The sequence below is a fragment of the Pseudomonas cannabina genome (assembly GCF_900100365.1).
GTDB classification, from domain to species: Bacteria; Pseudomonadota; Gammaproteobacteria; order Pseudomonadales; family Pseudomonadaceae; genus Aquipseudomonas; species Aquipseudomonas cannabina.
Map to the genome: position 1 here is coordinate 39614 of NZ_FNKU01000006.1, position 13191 is coordinate 52804.

Here is a 13191-nt window from a genome sequence, read left to right on the forward strand (position 1 = left end):
TTATGCAGTGAAAATCCCTATAAATCAGCGTTAATGCAGGTTATTTCACCGCGAAGCCTAGGTGCGGACGCACCTTCCCCCTGTCAGGGCTTCACGTACCTCATCTGCGCGATCGCCTGAGCGTTGAGGACCAGTCCCTGTACCGTCAGCCCGCTGATTGCCGCCGTGTATACCATCCGCGCGCCACACAGCACGCAACGGAACGGATCGACGTTTAGAAAGGCTTTGGCCATCTGCACAAAATACAGCTTCGGTGTCGGTCCTGGCGTCGCCATCTTCAATGCTTCATACACCTTCGGCAGGTATTTCCCACACACCCGATTGGCCAGAAAACCAAAATACCGGATCATCCGGAAATGCTTTTCCGGGATGTGCTGCACCACCCGGCGCAGCATGTCGGCCTGGCTCAGCGTTTCCTGCTGATAGGTCTGTGTGCGGTGATCCAGGTAGGTGAAGCTCAACGTGGCCCCGTTGGTGTAATGCGCCAGACGACTGCCCGAGATCGGCGGTTTTTTCAGGTAGCGGCCCAGGTAATTGACGGTCTTTCGGCCGTTTTCCGTCTTCTTCGACAAGTGGATGTGCCAGTGCTGGCCGCCAGCGGTCAGTATCAGACGGTGCCAGTCGCTTTCACAGTGGATGTGGGCCAGCGGCGGCGGCATCGTCAGTTGCGAAAGCGGCTGTCCCAGCAGGTAATCGCGCACCAGCCACATCCAGCGCCGCCGCAGGGCCTCTTTGTGGAACGACAGATTTTTCCAGACGCCCTGCTCATCCAGGCCGCCCGCGGTCACCGACAGGTGGACGTGGGGATGCCAGTTGAGCCGCCGTCCATAGGTGTGCAGCGCCCCGAAAATCCCGACGCGCAAACCGCGCCGCTTGGCGGTGTAGATCAGGTTATCGGCCGCCAGACGAAACAGCGCATCAAGCAGCCAGCGGTTGTAGAAGAACAGGGACCACAGCGTGTCGGGCAGCGTGAACACCAGATGCTGCCAGGGGCAGTCGGGCAGACGGTTGTTTTGCACGGCGATCCACTGGTCGGTGGCCTTTTTGCCGCAGGAAGGACAGGCCCGGCAATGGCAGGTGTTGCACAGGTATTTGACGTGCGGGCAGCTGTCGTTGCCGCAGGTGTAGTGTTTGACGCCCAGTATCGAGGTGCCGCAGGCGAGCATTTTGCTGATCGACTCCACTTCGATTTGGCGCAGACCGCCGGCCTCCAGCAAATCTGCCCAGCAGCCGTTGGCCGTGAAGAGGTTTTTGAGCGGTCGAGGTTTGTAAGCAGGCGGTGCAGAGGCCACGTCAGCAGGGCGGCTCCTCATCGTGGTGAATGACGGCGGTGATGGCGAATCCGCCTGGCCCTTCTCTCATCGAAACGCTTACGCAAGAAGCGTCGGGAAACATGTCGTTCCATTGCTCCCCGGACCCCGTTTTCAGTCGCATTTAATCCTGGTCGGCCGCTCTCGATTGCAGGTCGAAGTGGGTGGATGCAGGTTCGTTTGCAGTCAATGCTGGTTCGAGGTGCCGGATAGACGCAATCAATCCCGGTCGAAAAACGCTATGATTGCAGGTCCGGGCCATTTCGATTGCAGGTCGTTACAGTTAGCGGTGAAGAGGTTTTTGAGCGGTCGAGGCGTGTAGGCAGGACTCATCTGAAGCAGCAGCGGTGGGTAAGCAGGCTTCATGATGATCAATAATGGGCCTCATGGCAAAGCTCAAATCGATGTTCATTGCTCCCCGGCCCTCATATTTCCCCGCAGGCTGGGAACTGCCGGCTGGTGCGGCTCCACTAACACTTCCGTGCTCTCTACAAGCAATCGTATTTTTTGGTTTACGTATAGAGCCTAGTCATTCATTCTATTTATAAGAACCAGACAAGAGGACAAGTGCTATGAACAGGCTTCACAAGAGCAGTCTGCTGGCGGCTATATTGACCGCATCCCCCTGCATTATGGCGGCTAACGCTCATGCTATGAGTTGTCCTGTCCCGCAAAGCGTGAAGTACGTTAATGGTATCTATATCGCGCCGGAAACGTTTGCTGGTTGGGAGGGGAACTGGGTTTCTCAACCACACAAGAAACACTCCATTAAAGAGTTTTCCACTGCTTTATATCTTTCAGTGGATAAAAGTCAGAAGGGAGGAACATTGACTAACTGTAGTTATTCACTAAGCGGAGATAATGGCGTAATAGATCTTGAGTATCGCAAAGCAGGAAATGAGAATAGATTAAAGACACTTATCGTTTCCATTGAAGGTCAGCACAATTGGATTAAAGAGCGTGGCGCGGTTGGAATTCAAGGATATGAATGTACAAAGTCAGCATCTGAGTGTCAGTTCGTTCCGCTGCGGCTAAACGAGGACTGATGAGTTTATGCATGAGGATTTTAAGATGCCTATGCATCAAGTTGACGCTATGAAGAAGGCGTCATGTCTTCATAGCCCCCTTCGAGGAGATGTGCCCAATACTGGTTAGCGGTGAAGAGGTTTTTGAGCGGTCGAGGTGCGTAGGCTGGACTCATCTGAAGCAGCAGCGGTGGGTAAGCAGGCTTCATGATGATCAATAACGGGCATCATGACAAAGCTCAAATTGACCTTGCCCCTGAAAAACGTATCCCTTGCCAGCGGCAGCAAGCGTCAGGCCTGTATCAACCAGTCGCACGGCCTCAAGCTTGAACTCGAGGGTGTATTTAACGCGGTCTGTCTTGGGCTTAGTCATGTCGTATCCTTGCGGCTATTGAGGCACCTGGCAAGGGATACGTTTTTCAGGGGCAAGGTCATATCTCGGTTGAGCGCTACAGGACGTAACACATTTTCTAATTATGACCTCAGCGGTTCAACCCGTGGTTTTTCCAAAAATGGGGTGAACGAGGACTAAGGTCTTCCGAGACTGTATTACCGGTCCTCGCGGGCATGCCACAGACGCAAAGGAGATAATCGCATCGACTATCTCGTGTGGGTTGGCCTGCAGCGTAGTCAGGGGCCTTTTGATTGCAGGTCGTTACAGCTATTAATCAGCTTTCGCTTGCTTCTGATAGCAGGCCACTTTTTATGGCTTTGTCGGTCCATCGCTCCAGCTTAAATTTTAAATCTGAAAAAGTTGAATATGGCGTAAGTAAAAATGCTGATTTCCCTCAGACTTTTGTATGCGTTTAGCTAAAAGACTTGCACATATGATTTTGTATTGGGAATTTAATTCTTTAGATTCTAAACTTTCGCATAATACATGGCATGCAGCAATAAATGGCGCAATTTTCTCTTTTTTATAATAAGAATTCTTACGCAAAAAATTCAGATCATTTAAGTTTTTAGGCAGTTGGCATATTGTATTTACAAAGTCTTGATCTCGGTGCTGTGCCATTAGCTCAGCCTGTACTTTGGCAACAAAAATTCTCATTTTTAATATTTCAAACATATATATTCTCCTTCTTAAGGAGGCGCTGATTTATTCGATTTTTCGTCCCTGCAACGCTCTGGAGGCCTTGATTTATCTGGGGGCAACAGCTGGGTTTTAGAATAAATCAGCGTCTCCTTAAGAACATTTTTTTAATACTCTATTACTCTATACGGGAAACCACGAGAGTTCGGACAATATCGTAGACTAAGTTTTTTTTCAGTCGGAGGTACACCTCAACCCGGCGTCAGGCCGCTCACCAGCCCCCTGTCAGACTAGGACGGTTTTCTGTATTTCCTGACGGATCGCCGTCAACTTCTATGACCTCAACCTGACAAAATTCACGCTAGTGTACTGTTTTCGAAATAACTTACCCATGACCTGAAACCTAAGGAGACGCTGAACAATTAACCCGTTCGCACCGTCCCCATTTCCAAGCCGGTTTTTTTCAACCTGCCGGCCTTATTTTACGTTTCTCGAGCAGATTTCTGCCCTCATTTTGCTGAAAGGCGGGCCAGTCCCGCCTTTCAGACGGATTTATCCTGCCGTCTGTTGTAAATACCGCTTGGCCAGCATCAGATTGGCCAACCCAAACAAACTGAACAACTGCGCTGTATTCTTTTCCAGCCCACGGTAGCGAACCTTGCGATGATTGAAGCGCACCTTGATTACCTGGAAGGGGTGCTCGACCTTGGCACGCAGTTGCGCCTTGGCATATTCAATTTTGCGCTTGACCCGATACAGCACGCTGCCTTCGCCGTGCTGCTTGTAACTGCTTGGCCGTTCTGCAATCGACCAGATAACGTCCCGTTCAGCATGCTCCGGTCGCTTGGCCGCACCGGTGTATCCAGCGTCACCCGAAACATAGGTTTCGTCACCGTGAAGCAACTGGCCAACCTGGGTGACATCCGCCACGTTAGCGGCCGTCCCTACTACGCTGTGCACCAGCCCCGACGTGGCGTCTACACCAATGTGGGCCTTCATCCCAAAGTGCCATTGATTGCCTTTCCTGGCCTGATGCATCTCAGGATCACGCTTGCCTTCTCGGTTCTTGACCGAGGGCGGCGCGGCGATCAGAGTAGCGTCGACGATAGTGCCTTCCTTGAGCAGCAGCCCCCGGCTGGCCAGATGCTGGTTAATCGTTTCAAACAGCAGCCGGGTTAGCTGATGGACTTCCAGCAAGCGGCGAAAACGCAGCAAGGTGGTGGCATCCGGTGCAGACTCGCGACCCAGGTCGATACCCATAAAACCGCGGATGGCCTGGCTGTCGTAGACGGCATCTTCGCAACCTTCATCGGAGAAACCGAAACACTGCTGCACGACGTACATGCGCAACATGCGCGACACCCCTATCGCAGGGCGTCCGCGCTTGCCTGCGGTGTTGCTATAAAACGGCGCCACTTGCGCCTCCAGCAGGGCCCAGGGCACCAACTGTTCAAGGTCAGCCAGGAAGCGATCTCGGCGAGTCTGCTTTTTCTTGCCGGTATATTCGAGTTCGGAGAAGGTCTTCTGCACGCGCGTAACGCTCACGGAGAGGGAGGCTGTTGAAGGAACTTAGTGTGCCAAGGGTGGGGACAGTTGGCTATTTTTGCAGCGCCTCCCTAAGTTCTTGATAAAATTTGAATTTTCCGTTAGCCAGTAGCTGGTTTATTCAAAAACAGTACACTAGCGTACGATTTTTTCCGTTTTCTCTATTCGCCCCAAGAGAGTGCATTGGGATTGAAAGTGGTAGACATTACCCGCTGCGGCAGGATTATTCACCGACCATCGCTTTCCAGTCTGTTTCTGGCTCCTGCTCAACAGGGCCAGATTTACCCAGCACGTACATCGCCGACGCTGAGCCATTGTTCAAGCTTGCAGACACCACGGCCAGCAGTGTCCACCCGTCTTTCAGACGAGCATTTGCGTCACTCTCGCCAATCACCTGCTTGACTTGCTTCACCTCACTCAACTGCATGACAACTCCTTAAACTGCAGACTGGCCGCTCCGTAGAGCGCGGCCGGGGGAATTCTGTTGGCTGCTCGACACTACTCTATTCGACTTCTCGCAAGAAATTTCCATCAATGTCAAAGTCAGCTATTCGGGTATTTTTGACAGTCCCTCCAAAGGCGTTCTTACCTCTGAATGTTGCGTAGACCCGGATAAATTTACCCTTATCCACGTATCGGGTGTCGACGTGGTCATAGCTGTCGGGATCATTCATGGCCTGTTTGATCAGCCTCTCAAATGTTCGGTGCGAACCATCCCATGGGCTGAACTGGCTTTCGATCTGTTTAGTGCGTGAAGCACGCGCCGCTGCGGCCTGTTGATCGGCCTCGATTTTCGACTGACGTGAAGCTTCAGCTTTCTTGAAGCGTTCAAGACTTTGCTGGTATGTCTTGTTGGAGGGGTCAAGCTCAAGCAGTGATGTGTAAAGCGACATTGCTTTGGTGTAATCGGCGGCGTCTACAGTTTTGAGATCGGCAAGCAGTCCCGCAATTTTGTCCTTACGCTCTTGCTCACGCTTGGCCTGAGCCATCTCAGCAGCGAGTCTCGCCAGTTTCTGCTGCAGCACCAAGTACTCCGGATCCGTAATAACAGAGGCATACTTGGCGTTGATAGCGGTTGCTTTATTGACGTCTCTCGAGTCAAGCGCGGTAGCAATTTCTCGCAATATCGAAGATTTGTTGGTTAGGTAGAACTGCCGGGTGCTCTCAATCTTTGCGTTTGCAGCTGCTGCGCTGGCTTCACGTTCGAGTTGATCTGTACGATCCTGCTCTGCTTTGGCAGCAGCGACGCGCTGATCCTCCATATGTGAGGTGTGAACGTTCAGCACATACGTAGAAGCAGTCAGACCTATCAGGACGACCAACATCCGCAAGTGGAGCGGATCCCCGACTTTGATGGCCACCAGCAAGCGGTCGTAGACTGGGGGGCTGATCAAAATGGCAAGACATATCAGCATCAAACCGGAGATCCAGCTTGATGCAAAAACGTTCACTCCCAACGCAGTTACTACGCCTGTGACAACCCACCACCGTGGATTTATTCCGTGCGGTACGCCGCTGAGCATAATTGAGAACATCACCTACTCCTTGTTATTCAGCGTAGCAATACCGCAGTTAAGCTCGTAGCCTTTCCCTGTTTTCCATACAGTCCTATCTAGGGAGACGCTGATTTATTCTAAAACCCAGCTGTTGCCCCCAGATAAATCAAGGCCTCCAGAGCGTTGCAGGGACGAAAAATCGAATAAATCAGCGCCTCCCTAGGTACGCGTTATAACCGTGGAAAGGCTGTTTGAAAGGCTTGCCCTGGGCTATTTTCTGTTCTAGATCGGAAGCCGAAATCCCAGTGACGTTGGTTATCATCTGCGTGCAAAGGCTTGCCAAAAGTTTGGCGTCTTGGGCCCCATGTGAGGAAACATTGACGTTAAGCATCAATTTCACACGCGTGACTTCGCTTGCATTTCCTTTGCCATACAGCGCTATGTTGTTAGGCAACGCTTGGTTTCCCAACTCCTTGTAAGGTGTGGCGCAAGAAAAAATGCCATCGTAAAGCTCAATGTAGCCGCTTTTGTTTGGCTGAAAACCGTCGATATCGGCAAGCGCACTGCATGCCGATAGAGGGGAAAAAGCTTCTCCACTGGCTGCATTTGAAGGTGATGTCCCTCCCATAAGTCCGACTGCCAACACCGCAACCGCCAAGCGGGTCAATACCTCTTTCTCCGGCTTGAATTTAGGGAAGGTCTGAAAAAGCCTTTTCTTCAAAAGTCGAAGCCAGTAAATACAGGCGCTCCAGCCCGGTTCCTCTCCAAAAAAATGGGCTTTTTCAGAGGATACTTAGGGAGACGCTGATTTATTCTAAAACCCAGCTGTTGCCCCCAGATAAATCAAGGCCTCCAGAGCGTTGCAGGGACGAAAAATCGAATAAATCAGCGCCTCCTTAGGTGTACCGGTTAGAAATGCAATTGGGTCCTCGGGCTCCTCAATCGAGGCGATAGCTTCGGTGATGTTGTAGGTCTCAGGCATGCTCTGATGCGCGATAAGTGACAGCACTAGGTTGACAGTCAACGTAGAGAAATCCTTGCTGGCACTCGGTGACGCTTTCAAAGCCTCTCTGGTCCTGGGGCTCAGCTCAGAAACAACTCGATGCGAAATGAAAGTATGAAGCGCCTCCTGCCAAGCTTCGTCATCTTTGATCCCAAAGCCTTTGTCGATAACGAGGCTCGTGCTTTTTGATTTCAACTCAGGGAAATGAGCTTGCACTGCCGTGAACGTGGCCCGTGCAAACTCGGCATACGCAGCATGACGAACATGCCGGTGATAGAGTCCTCGATAAAACAGAAAGAAAAACCCAGCCCACGCTATACAGATGGCTGTCATCAAAGCGTTCATCAAACTTCCTCAATCCTTGGAAAAAGCCTGACGGCTCATGGGTGGCAAGATGCCGTTATTCTACAAAGAATTAAGTATGATAGCCCGCAGAATTCCGAAAAAAACGTACGGTAAGTACTGCTGACGGTAGACAGACTCTCGTGCCGCCTAGAGTTTTATCTGCTGAAGCTTAGCCTGGTGCTGTGCCCAGACACGCTTCACCTGGCTGACACTGACACTGACGCCCGCCAGCCGCGCAGTCTCTGTAATGCTACTCCCGCCGCCTTTAAGGGCAATGATCTGTTCATGCACTTTAGCATTCGGCTTGCGTCCTCTATATAGACCAGCGCTCTTGGCCAAATCGATGCCTTGCCGCTGTCGCTCTCGCCGGTCCTCAAAGTCGTCACGGGCCATTTGCAGTGCCACACGCAACAGCATGTCTTGTACACCTTGCAACACCACCTTGGCGATGCCACTGGATGCCTCGGCCAATTCCGATAAATCGACGATGCCGGGCACTGCCAAGCGTGCGCCCTTAGCCCTGATCGCGTCCACAAGCTTTTCTGCTTCGACCAAGGGAAGACGGCTGATTCGGTCGATCTTCTCAGCGATGACGACTTCACCTGGTTGCAGGTCCTCTATCATGCGCAACAGCTCGGGGCGGTCGGATCGAGCGCCCGAGGCTTTTTCGCGATAGACCGCAGCCACGTAGTAGCCCGATGCTCGCGCATTGCCAATGATCGCTTCTTGGGGTTGTAAGCCGGAACCGCCGAAATTTCCGCCACCCGTCCCGAGCGATCACTCGGCAAGTTGCTTGATACGTCCGGCAAGGCGTGCGAACGTTTCGTTCACATACTCCAACGCTTTGGGGTCAGTGCCCGTCGCGCGTAAAAAGTCTTTAAGCTGTCCAGATCGGATAGCCATTGGCGGTGCAGGCTGCCCAGCTCGTTGTCGTGTGGCTGGAAGACTTGCAGGTTGCCGCTGTAACCAGCAGTTGAGCTACCCGTGGCTTGTGCTCTTCGGAGAACTCGGCCAAGCCGTCATATGGGACGGGATGGGGCAGTACGCCGGAATTTTGTCACGACCCTCTAGTGTGCTCGATGAGTGCAGTGGGACATTGCGGGGACAACGCGGCCTGTGAAGGCTTCTTCGGCCTGCTCAAACGCGAGCGGATCAGGCGACAGATCTATCCCACCAAGGACGCCGCACGCGCCGAGGTATTCGACTACATCGAGATGTTCTACAACCCCAACCGCCGCCACGGTTCAACTGGTGACCTGTCCCCTGTAGAGTTTGAACGGCGCTACGCGCAACGAGGGTCTTGAGTGTCTAAGGAACTCTGGGCGTATCAAGAAGCAGTGGTTCACTACCTACCAACGAGGGAGCACTTTAATGGGTGACAAGACCGACAAGAACACAATCGCCTGGCTGGCTCAACCGGAGGAACATGATTATCCGGCTGCGCAGTCCTATCTTAATCTGCTGTATGACGACGCCCACTGCGCCAAGCTGGTGCGTAAGCTGCACGCGGCACCCATGTCGGCCTTCAAGGCCAAGGACATCCTGCGCGCCAGCGGCCTCTCGCCGCTAGGAATGAGCAATGCACACGTGGAAAGGGACCTCAAAAAAATCCAGTCCGGCACCGCTCTGTCACCGCTGCTGCTGGTGCGCCAGGAAGGCCAGCGCACCGTAGTTGCCGACGGCTACCACCGTTTGTGCGCCGTCTATAGCTTCGACGAGGACGCTTCTATCCCTTGCAAGATCGTGTGAGCCGACCCTCTACCTGGCCCAGCTGCACGGTTGTCAGGCACGTACCCCATCATGTGATTGATGATGGAATGGGCCTCACTGACACCTTGGGTGGCAAGCTGTTTCATATGCTGGTCGATCTTCGTGGCCAGTCGGCGAAATTCGTTCATTCTCATGTCCGTCACAAAAGACGCGCTGATTGCCCTTGGACAGAGAGAAGTGTCACCGCCTTCTTATCGAAGGAAACGAAGGTTTCCCCACCAAGCCAATTACCTTCGTAGGCAATGACGCCATCGGCAAAGTCACCGCCTGCGTCGAGCACCAGCAAACCGGCCTCCACGGCGGGCCGGTTCACTTCCACGTTGGCGGCATCCAGTAGCGCCCGGATCGCGTCGGCCGCGTCAGATTGCTGGAAGCCATAGACGCGCATCAGCACCCAAACAAATTCGCATACCTGCGCGACCCTCAACTAGAGCGCAACGTGCACCGCTCCCAGAACCGCATCGAGTCTTACCACCAGCTACGCTCAACCGTTGCCCAGGTCGGTGGCAAGAAGGAACTGACCGGACGCACCGACATCGAGATCGAAATCAGCAACCAGTGTGCGCGCCTGATCGCCAACGCGGTCATTTACTACAACTCGGCCATCCTGTCGCGGCTGCTGACGAAGTATGAGGCGAGCGGCAACGCCAACGCGCTGGCGCTCATCACCCAGATGTCACCGGCAGCCTGGCGGCACATCCTGCTGAACGGGCATTACACCTTCCAGAGCGACGGCAAGATGCTCGACCTAGACGCGCTCGTGGCCGAACTGGAGCTGGGATGACGGAAATTTCGGCGGTTCCGGCTTACAACCCCAAGAACGGGCGATTTGCAGCCGCAGGCTGCCCTGTTCATACAGTTAACTTTGTTCGCCTCATGAACGTCAAAATACTCGGTCGGTTGTGCGGGGCCGGAAAGGTCATACCCTTCTACACTTTCCAAATCCCTGCCATTTTCAACGCTTTTGCAAAGGTGTCGGGATGCGCAGTGATACCGGTTTCGGCGAAGAATACGAGCGCCAATTCGGCCTGGCTGGAATAGGGCTGTGCATGAGCGAGTTTCACCAGCACGGGATAGTGCTCGGCGGCAATCGAGCGAGGACGTCCGGTTTTAGGCATGGCTTGAGGGCTATTCAGACAAGGGAGTGAAAGTTTAATTTATTTTGTCTACACCCTCCTAGGGAGGCGCTGATTTATTCGATTTTTCGTCCCTGCAACGCTCTGGAGGCCTTGATTTATCTGGGGGCAACAGCTGGGTTTTAGAATAAATCAGCGTCTCCCTAGGGAGCCGCTGATTTATTCGATTTTTCGTCCCGGCAACGCTCTGGAGGCCTTGATTTATCTGGGGGCAACAGCTGGATTTTAGAATAAATCAGCGGCTACCTAGGGAGGATTTGGTCATTGGTTTACGCCCAGGTTCGATTTGAATGATATTTTCGCAGAAATGCAGTGTGATTGCAGTGCTTATGAATTTTTTTGCAGTGTATTCGCAGTTAAAACGTCTGTCTATGCAGTGATTTAGAGTTTTTATGCAGTTATTACGCAGTGCGATTGCATTGAAATTGCAGCTTTTATGCAGTTCTGCATGACTCGGCTCAATCTCGAATTCGAAAAACAGGCACGTTACCGATTGTCTACAAAAAAGAGCTTCGCCTTTTTCGTAGCCAATCGACGTGCCAAAGGGGATACCCCTTTGGAACCCCGCAGAGCGGGAAAGCGTTGTCGTTGTCGTTGTTGGTTGTCGTCATTCAGGTGCCCTCAGGAGGTGATGTTGTGGCCAAAAAAGTGACCAAATCATGCCCCGTGTCATGCCGTTTCACGGATGAACAGTTCGCCCGGTTTGCTGAGCCCATCGCGCAATCCGGCCTCAAGCCAGCCCGCTTCTTTCATGACCTGGTGATGAGCCGTTCGCCTACCTTCGAGCAGTCCGCAATCGACAAGAAGCGGATGCAGCAGGTATTCGAAAAGTCCGGACATGCTCTAAACAAAGTTGCCTACTCCGCAAACTCGGCACCTTACAACGGCACGCTTTATCAAAAGCAGTATCTCCACTGGCTTAATAAGCTGAACGCTATTCAACAACTATTGCTCACGGTATTGCCCGAGACTGACCCACCAAAGCCGTCAAGGCCAGTCCATAACGGCAACCGTGGCTCACCTAACGTATCTGGCAAAAAAGTTCATATCATCCGGTTTCGACTCACCCAAGACGAAATGGCCCAGTTTAATGACATGATCAAACGGGCGGGCTGTTCTGCATCAGCCTTTTTTAGAGAGCTTATTTTAAATCAAAAACCGGTGTTTAGAGAGTTTACCGGGTTTAGGAAAAGAATAGTATTCATCGTCAACAAAGCCGGTAACAACATTTCTCAGTTGGCTTATATCGCTAAATCAGCCAGTGATAGGGGCCTTATTGCCGACAGTGTGAGAGACAAATGGTATGAATCGCTTGTGGTCATCGAAACGATTTTATTAGCAGGTATAGAATATGCTGATTAGAGTCAGTGGCTATAACACCGGGGCGCAGGAGTACTTAGAAAAAGGCAATAAGTCAGGTCGGGAGTTCACCCGTGATGAACTGGACCATCGCTTGATCATTGAGGGGCAGCTCAGTCTGACCAGGGCCATCTACGAAAGTATCCCAGATTACGGTCAGGACCGGTATCTTACTTTTACACTCAGTTTCAAAGAAGACACCGTTTCGCCTGAGTTGCTTAAATCTATCACGACCGACTTCAAGAACTTTTTCATGCATGCGTATAAGCCAGAAGAGTTCAATCTGTATGCCGAAGCGCATTTGCCCAAAATGAAAACGGTGACTGACAGGAAAACCGGTGAGGTCATTGACCGCAAGCCACACATCCACATCATTATCCCGCGCATCAACCTGCTAAGCGGCAATGAGGCCAATCCGGTTGATGTGTACAAGAATCATGAAAAGTACTTTGAAGCTTTTCAGGAACACATCAACCAGAAGTATGGCCTGTCTTCGCCGCGTGAGAATGTCCGTGCGGACATCGCCGACGCGGCCAGTGTCCTGTCTCGCTATAAAGGCGATGACTTTTACGGCAAGAACCGCCAGTTCAAACAGGATTTGGTCAAGCAGATAATTGAACGGGGTGTGACTACACGGGCTGACTTTTATGCCTTGGTAGCTGAACACGGTGAGACACGCATCCGTAACGAAGGTAAGGACACTGAATATATTTCGGTCAAATTGCCGGGTGACGCAAAGGGCACGAATCTGAAAGACACCATCTTTCAGGATGACTTCATTGTCAGGCGTGAACTGAAGAAACCACCGCTTGAAGCCAGTGTGATTCAGGAGCGCTTGCTCGCCTGGCCGCAGCGCGCGAGGGAAATCAAGTACGTCAACAAGGCCACCCCCAAGTTTCGCAAAGCCTATTCCGAAGCCTCCCCTGAAGATCGTGTTCGGCTACTGGCCGAACGCGAAGCCAGGTTTTATCAAACTTATGGAGAATCCCATGACTCAGTACACACCGGGCAACGACAGAGAGATCACCAGCGAAGTCCTGCTGAAACTGCGGGGCGACGCACTGCCGCACCTGCCGATGGCCTGCAAGACCTGTCCGTCAGCAATGTGGCAGATCACCGGCAAGCCGGATCGGCCCGAAGCCGTGACGGTGCGCTGTTACTGCCCAGTG

The 13191-nt window shown here is 52.4% G+C and carries 13 protein-coding genes and 6 pseudogenes; 6 read left to right on the forward strand and 13 right to left on the reverse strand.

Going from position 1 to position 13191, the window contains the following annotated elements:
- Positions 1 to 83 precede the first annotated feature (83 nt).
- On the reverse strand, positions 84 to 1313 hold the full coding sequence (locus BLT55_RS30020) for an IS91 family transposase (protein ID WP_074801624.1): 1230 nt from the start codon (positions 1311 to 1313) through the stop codon (positions 84 to 86).
- A gap of 569 nt (positions 1314 to 1882) precedes the next feature.
- On the opposite strand from BLT55_RS30020, the gene hopBM1 reads away from it, so the two are divergent.
- Complete coding sequence (gene hopBM1, locus BLT55_RS30030; protein ID WP_074801968.1) at positions 1883 to 2356, forward strand: type III secretion system effector HopBM1; 474 nt, start codon at positions 1883 to 1885, stop codon at positions 2354 to 2356.
- Positions 2357 to 2576: 220 nt separating this feature from the next.
- Here the strand turns inward: hopBM1 and BLT55_RS33680 are convergent.
- The 8 genes and pseudogenes from BLT55_RS33680 to BLT55_RS30070 all read right to left on the reverse strand — a co-directional run.
- A pseudogene (locus BLT55_RS33680) lies at positions 2577 to 2708 on the reverse strand (IS3-like element ISPsy28 family transposase); the annotation flags it as partial.
- 366 nt (positions 2709 to 3074) lie between these two features.
- A complete protein-coding gene (locus BLT55_RS30035) occupies positions 3075 to 3404 on the reverse strand; it encodes a hypothetical protein (RefSeq protein ID WP_055000424.1) in 330 nt (109 codons plus the stop codon).
- 516 nt (positions 3405 to 3920) lie between these two features.
- Positions 3921 to 4898: an IS5 family transposase gene (locus BLT55_RS30040; RefSeq protein WP_007247761.1), complete on the reverse strand. Its 978-nt coding sequence runs from the start codon at positions 4896 to 4898 to the stop codon at positions 3921 to 3923.
- A gap of 238 nt (positions 4899 to 5136) precedes the next feature.
- Complete coding sequence (locus tag BLT55_RS30045) at positions 5137 to 5340, reverse strand: hypothetical protein (protein WP_055000948.1); 204 nt, start codon at positions 5338 to 5340, stop codon at positions 5137 to 5139.
- Positions 5341 to 5416: 76 nt separating this feature from the next.
- Positions 5417 to 6448 (reverse strand): hypothetical protein, encoded by a 1032-nt coding sequence (locus BLT55_RS30050; protein WP_055000947.1) that lies wholly within the window; start codon positions 6446 to 6448, stop codon positions 5417 to 5419.
- Positions 6449 to 6617: 169 nt separating this feature from the next.
- Complete coding sequence (locus BLT55_RS30060) at positions 6618 to 7130, reverse strand: hypothetical protein (RefSeq protein ID WP_223862837.1); 513 nt, start codon at positions 7128 to 7130, stop codon at positions 6618 to 6620.
- A gap of 93 nt (positions 7131 to 7223) precedes the next feature.
- The gene (locus BLT55_RS30065; RefSeq protein ID WP_074801971.1) at positions 7224 to 7757 is read right to left on the reverse strand and encodes a hypothetical protein; all 534 of its coding nucleotides are present in this window, start codon (positions 7755 to 7757) and stop codon (positions 7224 to 7226) included.
- A 147-nt stretch (positions 7758 to 7904) separates the two neighbouring features.
- A pseudogene (locus tag BLT55_RS30070) lies at positions 7905 to 8495 on the reverse strand (recombinase family protein); the annotation flags it as partial.
- 329 nt (positions 8496 to 8824) lie between these two features.
- Here BLT55_RS30070 and BLT55_RS30080 point away from each other — a divergent pair.
- Positions 8825 to 9061, forward strand: a pseudogene (locus BLT55_RS30080) (IS3 family transposase); the annotation flags it as partial.
- Positions 9062 to 9128: 67 nt separating this feature from the next.
- Positions 9129 to 9506, forward strand: coding sequence for a hypothetical protein (locus BLT55_RS30085; protein ID WP_004666662.1), 378 nt, complete (start codon positions 9129 to 9131; stop codon positions 9504 to 9506).
- 160 nt (positions 9507 to 9666) lie between these two features.
- Here BLT55_RS30085 and BLT55_RS30095 read toward each other — a convergent pair whose 3' ends face one another.
- A complete protein-coding gene (locus BLT55_RS30095) occupies positions 9667 to 9921 on the reverse strand; it encodes a PIN domain-containing protein (RefSeq protein ID WP_455657236.1) in 255 nt (84 codons plus the stop codon).
- A gap of 15 nt (positions 9922 to 9936) precedes the next feature.
- On the opposite strand from BLT55_RS30095, the pseudogene BLT55_RS30100 reads away from it, so the two are divergent.
- Positions 9937 to 10311, forward strand: a pseudogene (locus tag BLT55_RS30100) (Tn3 family transposase); the annotation flags it as partial.
- A 148-nt stretch (positions 10312 to 10459) separates the two neighbouring features.
- On the opposite strand, the pseudogene BLT55_RS30105 reads toward BLT55_RS30100, so the two are convergent.
- A pseudogene (locus BLT55_RS30105) lies at positions 10460 to 10645 on the reverse strand (IS5/IS1182 family transposase); the annotation flags it as partial.
- 654 nt (positions 10646 to 11299) lie between these two features.
- Here BLT55_RS30105 and BLT55_RS30110 point away from each other — a divergent pair.
- Positions 11300 to 12025 (forward strand): plasmid mobilization protein, encoded by a 726-nt coding sequence (locus tag BLT55_RS30110; RefSeq protein ID WP_057415120.1) that lies wholly within the window; start codon positions 11300 to 11302, stop codon positions 12023 to 12025.
- 52 nt (positions 12026 to 12077) lie between these two features.
- Here the strand turns inward: BLT55_RS30110 and BLT55_RS35080 are convergent, their stop codons facing one another.
- Positions 12078 to 12392, reverse strand: a complete 315-nt coding sequence (locus BLT55_RS35080; protein WP_397389535.1) for a hypothetical protein — start codon at positions 12390 to 12392, stop codon at positions 12078 to 12080.
- A gap of 24 nt (positions 12393 to 12416) precedes the next feature.
- On the reverse strand, positions 12417 to 12689 hold the full coding sequence (locus BLT55_RS35085) for a hypothetical protein (RefSeq protein ID WP_397389534.1): 273 nt from the start codon (positions 12687 to 12689) through the stop codon (positions 12417 to 12419).
- Positions 12690 to 13011: 322 nt separating this feature from the next.
- Here BLT55_RS35085 and BLT55_RS34315 point away from each other — a divergent pair.
- Positions 13012 to 13191 (forward strand): annotated as a pseudogene (locus tag BLT55_RS34315) (hypothetical protein); the annotation flags it as partial.

Excerpts from the sequence above, each read along its gene's own strand:
- BLT55_RS30085 (WP_004666662.1), top strand. The coding sequence starts at position 9,129 with ATGGGTGACAAGACCGACAAGAACACAATCGCCTGGCTGGCTCAACCG.
- BLT55_RS30045 (WP_055000948.1), bottom strand. The coding sequence starts at position 5,340 with ATGCAGTTGAGTGAGGTGAAGCAAGTCAAGCAGGTGATTGGCGAGAGT.
- BLT55_RS30020 (WP_074801624.1), bottom strand. The coding sequence starts at position 1,313 with ATGAGGAGCCGCCCTGCTGACGTGGCCTCTGCACCGCCTGCTTACAAA.
- hopBM1 (WP_074801968.1), top strand. The coding sequence starts at position 1,883 with ATGAACAGGCTTCACAAGAGCAGTCTGCTGGCGGCTATATTGACCGCA.
- BLT55_RS30065 (WP_074801971.1), bottom strand. The coding sequence starts at position 7,757 with ATGAACGCTTTGATGACAGCCATCTGTATAGCGTGGGCTGGGTTTTTC.
- BLT55_RS30050 (WP_055000947.1), bottom strand. The coding sequence starts at position 6,448 with ATGTTCTCAATTATGCTCAGCGGCGTACCGCACGGAATAAATCCACGG.
- BLT55_RS30035 (WP_055000424.1), bottom strand. The coding sequence starts at position 3,404 with ATGTTTGAAATATTAAAAATGAGAATTTTTGTTGCCAAAGTACAGGCT.